We start from the raw sequence: 4,991 nt of genomic DNA on the forward strand, positions 1-4,991 counted from the left end.
CTACTGGAGGCCGGCGGCTTCCGGCCGCGGCTACACCCTGGATTGTGAAGAGCCGGTCTTCTTGCTGGGTACGACCGAGACTTACTGCTTCAAGCTGTAGCCCAGGCGGAGAGAGTGGAAGGAGCTGGCCGGGCCGCGATCCTGACGCTCGGACATCTAGCCCATCTCACTGGTGTAAGTTCGCACTTTCTGCGGCAAGTGGTCGAACGTCGACGCGATCCATATCACGCATTCTCAATCAGCAAAAGATCGCCAGAACGTGGGAAGCGAACAATTTCTGCCCCCTCAGCTGAGATGATGAGCGTTCAAAAGTGGCTCTTGAAGCGCGTCCTTAACCCCGCGATCGGGCACCCTAATAGCTTCGCTTATGAGCCTGGCCGATCAATCCGTCAATGCGCAGCTCGGCATTGCGGTGCCCGATGGATCGTGTCTCTTGATCTGCACGATTTCTTCCATTCTGTGGATGAGAAACGTGTCTTTCAGGTGTTCGAAACGCTTGGTTACAACCGCTTGGTTTCATTCGAACTGTCCCGGATCTGTACTCGGCTTATTGGTCGAAATATAAAGCCGTCGAACGTCCGGCCGGAAACGTACTCCATAAGTGCGTACGTATCGGAGAATCTAGGATTTCTGCCTCAAGGAGCGCCGACCAGCGGTAAGCTTGCCAATCTGGTGGCAGCTGATCTTGATGAACGTCTCCTCAGCCTTGCGACCGAGTACCGACTCGTGTACACGCGGTACGCCGACGACCTGTTCTTCTCCTCGTCCGGGGACTTTGACCGCGCTGTGGCTGTCCGCCTCATCCGAGAGATCGGTGATTTGGTGGCGGTCTCGGGGTTCGAGATTCACCGCAAGAAGACGAGGGTTCTGACGCCAGGATCGCGCAAACAGATCCTTGGGCTACTTGTAGACGATCTCGCTGGACCGAGACTAACTCGCCGGACTAGAGCGCAGATCGAGGCTCATCTTCGAGGCGTTGAGACCTTCGGGGTGGTGGCGCATCGCGAACATCGCCGGTTTGATTCAACGTGGGGTTTTGTCGCACATGTATGGGGCCTTCTCGCCTTTGCTGCAAGTATCGAACCTGATTGGGCTCGACCTGCACGCTTTCGGTGGGAGAATGCGCTCAGTCGTGACGGATGGGGCTCCGACGTCTTCCGGCCCGACCTATACTTCGTCAACTCCCACCTTGCGGAGCGTGAGTCATAGCCGGCTGATGGCCAGTGTGGGACCAGACTCATTGGGTCTCGCAGCAAGTGAGACATACGGTCGCTAACCTAGAAAGATTCCGAGGTTCAGCAGGCGGTAAGACATGGCCTGCGGGCTGACGTCGAAGGTCTTTGCTAGCTTTGCGGCGATAGCATCTTCGGACATTCCAGACGACACGAGTGGGCTGACCGTTGCCCGTACATGGATTTCTGGCATGAGTAAGGCTGCCGCGAAGGAATTGGCCTGGATTTCTTGGAGGTCAGTGGCCATGCTGGAAACCTCGTTGCGATACGAGATTCGAACAACCTTATCTACGGTGAGAGCGCGGCCCTCGTGCAGGAGTAAGTGTCCAACTTCGTGTGCGATCGTGAATCGCTGGCGATTGGGAGAGTGATTGGAGTTGACGCCGATTACTATCCTATTGCCATCACGGAGACAGAATCCCGATTCGCTGTCTTCAGCCGGACTTTCGAGTACGGTTGCGCCGAAGTGTGTGGCGACGGCCGTCGGGTTGAAAGAAGGATCGCTCTGACCACTGTCCGCGAGAGCGCGGTAAGCGGTACGCTCAACTCGCGAACGATCCATCGCTAACCTGTTTCTCTTGAGCACGCCTCAGGGTTTCTTCGACAAATTCCTGAGCTTTTGAATCGGTGAAGACTGCTTCTTCGGCCGGCATCGTACCACGAGGTCTTGCAGTTTGCATTATCTCAGGCACCAACGAGTGAATTGTGACATCGAGTTCAAAAGCGATCCATGCGAGTACATGGAGCTGTACACGTTGGCGACCAGCCTCGATATTTCCAATTGACGCTCGGCTCATTCCGAGCAGGCTGGCTAGTCGTGATTGGCTTATCTGCCTGCCGGACCGCTGGTGTCGGATTGCTTGACCAATAGTCCGGTAAAAGTCTGCCTCGTCGTCGTCGCGCTGGTTCATGACCTTCTTCTCGGAAGTTCGGCATATAGAAGTGGCATAAAACACCATACGTCCAGTACGCTTGTGACACAAGCCCCCGCTTGTGTGATTTGACGCAACGGCTCGCCGGCGCTAGCGTTCTCGACGACCTCAGCGACGCGGTCAGTCCCGGTCTCCCGACCCGGGAGGCCCTAGATGTAGAGGAGTGCCGCATGGCACGGAAGCCGATCGGAACGACGGCTCGAACTGGCGAACGGTGTCCGGAGAGCGGGGTGTGGGAGGTCCTCGCGCCGACGAACACGACGGCTCCCATCGCGGAGAACAACGTCATGCCGCCGTACCGACAGCAGGCGGTTACGTGGCGGCTGAAGGCATACGCCTAGGCGGCTGAGTCCTGCGCCCAGCTCAAGGCGGGCCCGGGCGGCCCGAGATGACTCCAACACCTCGGGACGCCCGGGCACCATTCAGCGTCTCACTAGACGACGAGCTGTTCCAGCCGGTGCAGCGTGAACCGCATCTCGCCGAGCTGCGTGTCAGAGGACAACATCAAGTGTCAGGTCGGAAGAAGGTCAGCATGGCCAACGGTGACATCCACACCGTCAAGCAGGGCGATCACTGGGCGAACAAGGTCGAAGGCAGCGAGCGAGCCTCGAACACCGCCGCCACCAAGGCGGAAGCTCAGGCAGAGGGCCGCGACATGGCCATCAAACGCGGCGTCGAGCACGTGATCCACAACCAGGATGGCCGGATCGGGGAGCGCAACACCTATCCCCGCAGTCGAGACCCTCGGCGGTCCAAGGGCTGAAGTAGTCGAAAGCGGAGTTGCCGTGCACGGTGGCCGGCAGCCACTTGGCCCTCCTGTCAATGGCAACTCCGCCTCAGCTTGTGCGTTCCCGTACGCTGGAGGCGCTTCGTCTGGGGGTCGTAGAGGATGTGACGATCCCGGGTGGCAGCGGTGAGGGCGGCCCGTTGCCTCCAGTTGGGTCCTGTCAAAAGCTCATCTCGTTTGCCCGTGTCGATGACCTACCGTTGGAAGTGTTTCCTGACGGAAGTGTCAGGACGGCAGTTCTTAGTACTGGGTTTGCGGTCCGCTTCGAGCGGCTTCTCCGCAGCAGCGTCGTAGCCCAGGAATGCCGACTCGTTCGAGCCCGCTCTGGTGCTAGCGCTCGGGTCTACTGAGGACACGATGGCACCGACGGTGGCAATGAACTCTGGTCGGACCACGCCACTGGAGGCAGCGAAGGCAGTGGTTGCGACGCTCCGACCTGCAGAGAGCAACGCAGCTCACACCGCCCGTTTCCTTTGCAAGGCGGGGGTTAGGGGTTCGATTCCCCTCGTCTCCACCACCGTTGACCAGCACGTTTGCCAAGCAGAGCCCACGCCGACCAGCGTGATGGCAACGACAGTGGCGATGGCTAGCGTCGCGACGTGGCCGAACACGTCAAGCTCCGACGCTGCAGTTCACGCGCTTCGAGTTCGATCGCCGAACAATCTTGTCGTAAGGGGTGGACCTGAGGGGGGCAAGCGAGGAGCGGGGCTCCGGAGGGTCTTTTCGCGCGGGCCGATCGCACGAGCAGAGTGCATGCTGACCTGCCAAGGGCTGAGATGACAGCTGCGTCGTGCCGCGCCGCTGGGCCCGCGTCGGCTCGACGTCTGCGCCGTACAGCGGCTCAGGCTCGCAGCCAGGCGATAGCTCGTTCGAGCGTCTCCGGTGGCGTGATGCCGACGACGTCGAGAGTCAGGTCGGCGAGGGTGATCGCACGCAGGGACTGTTACCACGCGGCATCGGCAGCGGCCATGACCCGGGCGATCGGGCACGAGATGGTGCAGCGTTCGGGAGGCGCGGCCATGGGGCCGCGCTTGCGGACCTCGGTGCACCGGAACACGGACTCGGTTCCCGCGATCGCCTCGACGACGTCGAGCACCGTGAACTCGGTGGCGGCCCGGGTCAGGACGTAGCCGCCGGAGTGGCCCTGCGTCGAGCGTACAAGCCCGGTGCGGGATAGCAGCTGCAGCTACTTGGCCAGGTAGCTGGACGACACATCGTGAAACTCTGCGAGCGTCGCCGCCGGCGCGGGCTCGGCCGCGCCGCCGAGGACGACACAGTAATGCGCCGCCCACTCGACGCCGCCGGAGATCTTCATTCATCCGGACTACTTGACTCGGATGTGGGATGTCCGAGTAGATTCTCGGACAGAGAATGTCGGAGTTGACGGTGATGTCGCCCCGCCTCCCGCTCACGTCGCCACGTCCGATCGGCGTCGATCATCCCTGGAGAGATTCCGTGACTGCACACGTGCACACCGGCCAGCCGCGTCTCGACCTGGCCACGGCCGCGCCCAAGGCGGCCCGCGCCCTCTACACCGCCGACCACGCCGTCCGCACCTCAGCACTCGACGCGACCGTCCGCGAGCTCGTCAAACTGCGCGTCTCGCAGATCAACCACTGCGTGCACTGCATCGACATGCACAGCCACGAGGCGCTGGAGCTGGGGGAGACGCTCGACCGCATCCTCCAGCTCGGCGCGTGGCGCGAGTCGGCGCTGTTCACGGCGACGGAACGGGCGGCGCTGGACTACGCCGAGGCCGCGACGACGCTGACCGAACACGGCGTCAGTGACGAGGTCTGGTCCGGTGTCCGGTCGGTCATGGACGACGAGCAGCTCGGCGCGCTGGTCGTTCAGGTGGCGCTGATGAACGCCTTCAACCGGTTCGGAGTCCCGCTGCAGATGCCGGCGCAATCGCGCGGCTGATCCGTATCCAGCGAGAGGACGACGAATGAGCGGAACGATGAACAGCACGGGGCGGCCGCAAGCCGATCCGCTGACCCCGGTGCTGACGCGCCGGTGGCAGCTCGACCGGTCGTGGTC

General features: G+C 61.7%; 7 protein-coding genes. 3 read left to right on the forward strand and 4 right to left on the reverse strand.

Features of this window, described 5'->3' with window-relative positions:
• The first annotated feature begins 198 nt into the window (after positions 1–198).
• Entirely contained in the window at positions 199–1,209 is a 1,011-nt protein-coding gene (locus tag TOK_RS19840) for a reverse transcriptase family protein (RefSeq protein ID WP_256387991.1), read from the forward strand.
• A 63-nt stretch (positions 1,210–1,272) separates the two neighbouring features.
• Here the strand turns inward: TOK_RS19840 and TOK_RS19845 are convergent, their stop codons facing one another.
• A complete protein-coding gene (locus TOK_RS19845; RefSeq protein ID WP_098959504.1) occupies positions 1,273–1,794 on the reverse strand; it encodes an ImmA/IrrE family metallo-endopeptidase in 522 nt (173 codons plus the stop codon).
• A complete protein-coding gene (locus TOK_RS19850; RefSeq protein ID WP_172457667.1) occupies positions 1,775–2,143 on the reverse strand; it encodes a helix-turn-helix domain-containing protein in 369 nt (122 codons plus the stop codon). Before TOK_RS19850 ends, TOK_RS19845 begins: the two co-directional genes overlap by 20 nt.
• 553 nt (positions 2,144–2,696) lie before the next feature.
• Between TOK_RS19850 and TOK_RS19860 the strand changes: the two genes are divergently transcribed.
• Complete coding sequence (locus TOK_RS19860) at positions 2,697–2,927, forward strand: DUF2188 domain-containing protein (RefSeq protein WP_098959507.1); 231 nt, start codon at positions 2,697–2,699, stop codon at positions 2,925–2,927.
• 967 nt (positions 2,928–3,894) lie between these two features.
• On the opposite strand, the gene TOK_RS34265 is transcribed toward TOK_RS19860, so the two are convergent.
• Together TOK_RS34265 and TOK_RS34745 are read right to left on the reverse strand one after the other, a co-directional pair.
• Entirely contained in the window at positions 3,895–4,137 is a 243-nt protein-coding gene (locus TOK_RS34265) for an Rrf2 family transcriptional regulator (RefSeq protein WP_306305153.1), read from the reverse strand.
• Complete coding sequence (locus TOK_RS34745) at positions 4,138–4,266, reverse strand: hypothetical protein (RefSeq protein WP_256387990.1); 129 nt, start codon at positions 4,264–4,266, stop codon at positions 4,138–4,140. It lies immediately after the preceding gene.
• A gap of 140 nt (positions 4,267–4,406) precedes the next feature.
• Here TOK_RS34745 and TOK_RS19870 point away from each other — a divergent pair, with 140 nt between their 5' ends.
• A complete protein-coding gene (locus TOK_RS19870; protein WP_216362027.1) occupies positions 4,407–4,874 on the forward strand; it encodes a carboxymuconolactone decarboxylase family protein in 468 nt (155 codons plus the stop codon).
• Positions 4,875–4,991: the final 117 nt, after the last annotated feature.

It is taken from the genome of Pseudonocardia sp. N23, assembly GCF_002583555.1.
In the GTDB taxonomy this organism is placed as follows: Bacteria; Actinomycetota; Actinomycetes; order Mycobacteriales; family Pseudonocardiaceae; genus Pseudonocardia.